This window comes from Alteromonas confluentis (genome assembly GCF_001757105.1).
GTDB lineage: Bacteria > Pseudomonadota > Gammaproteobacteria > Enterobacterales > Alteromonadaceae > Alteromonas > Alteromonas confluentis.
Map to the genome: position 1 here is coordinate 1 of NZ_MDHN01000011.1, position 1,433 is coordinate 1,433.

Consider the following 1,433-nt stretch of genomic DNA (forward strand, 5'->3'; position numbering starts at 1 on the left):
TAGGAACGAAGTGACGCAGCCCACGTGTTAGCGTCCCAGCGAGCTTGCGAGCGATTTAATGCATTTGTTAGGCATTTTTACCGCTGTTCCATTTTTTAAAATACAGATACCCAATTAACATTTCTGTGATTACAGCAATTAATATTCCGATGCCTGCAAAGCCCCGAAAATACTCAAATAAGCCGAGAAATGCCATTGCAAACATGGATATAGATATACTTAAGGATATTGCTTGTCGCGCCTCAGAATGTTCCGCATTTCGACTAAACCAAGTTAAAATGGACATGCCAAAAAATAAAACGGATAGCCGTTTCCCAATGAAATATGCACTATCGGATCCCTCAACGCCAAAAATGTAAAATAACAAGTCAGGGAAGACTAGAAAGTTGGCAAACAATATGAATGCGACAACTGATGTGATGGAACTGAGTGTTTTAAAACTCATTATGCTTAATCCAAAATGCCTAACACCCAAATAAGGGGCGCAAACATGGCGGCTATAATCGGAACGAAGTGACACAACCGCCATGTTTGTGTCCCAGCGAGCCCGCGAGCGACTTGATTTGATTGTTATGTTGCGCTCTATCCTTGAGTGTACTTTTGTTCGCACGAAACAACAGCTGCACATAATCCGCTAACAACTAGAAAGCAAATAGTGGCGGACAATGTACCTAAGCTAAAAAATAAATAAGTTGCTCTGATACTGGGGCCGACAACAAAAGCGGCGCCCCATAGGAGAGCAGTAAGAAGAGAAGATATATAAGAAAAAATACCAAGAGCTCTCGCTGCGAATAGAAGAGTTGGTAAATTTACAGTTTGTACCGTTTGATAAGGGTAAAGTTTCATTAAAAAATCCTTTTTATTTGCCTTGGAACATCATAGCTACATAACACCCTGCTTAGGGGCGGAAACACATGGGCTAAAATTTAGGAGCGAAGCGACGCAGCCCATGTGTTTGCGTCCCAGCGAGCCTGTGAGCGACTACAGCAGTTTGTTATGTGCGTGGCGATAAATCTACCTTTACTTGAATTAGTGTGATTACCAAGGGATACTGACGGTATAAGTACCAAGCGATTTTGACGTAATCACACTATCAATGTTGCCGAGCTTCGGCAAGCTTTGCCAGCCGTAACGCAGTGGTATTCATGTTTTCCCTCAGCCAGATATTACGAACGCCGCTAGCGTGTATGTCGACGTTTCTTTCAGATTTGAGCAGCCGTGACACCTTGGATTGACCCAGGTGTGGGTTAGCCAGGGAGAATTCGATGACCACTTCCTCAATAGCTCTGTCAGTACGGTTTTTGTGATGAAGATCCGGCGTTTCCTGACGTTTTAACGATTCGGTTCCACCTTGTTTTATCAGTTTACGATGACGGTAAATCGTATCGCGGGAGACGCCACTAAGTCGGGATGCCTCTGCCACATTTCCAAGC

The 1,433-nt window shown here is 43.8% G+C and carries 2 protein-coding genes; both read right to left on the bottom strand.

Annotated features, from left to right (window positions below; all coding sequences use genetic code 11):
• Positions 1 to 67: 67 nt before the first annotated feature.
• A complete protein-coding gene (locus BFC18_RS05665; protein ID WP_139138959.1) occupies positions 68 to 529 on the bottom strand; it encodes a hypothetical protein in 462 nt (153 codons plus the stop codon).
• Between the two features lie 564 nt (positions 530 to 1,093).
• Positions 1,094 to 1,433, bottom strand: a 340-nt coding sequence (locus BFC18_RS05670) for a helix-turn-helix domain-containing protein (RefSeq protein ID WP_139138960.1), incomplete at its 5' end; no start/stop codon positions are given.

Bases quoted from the DNA above. Each gene is read 5' to 3' on its own strand.
- BFC18_RS05665 (WP_139138959.1), bottom strand. From the start codon at position 529: ATGGCGGTTGTGTCACTTCGTTCCGATTATAGCCGCCATGTTTGCGCC.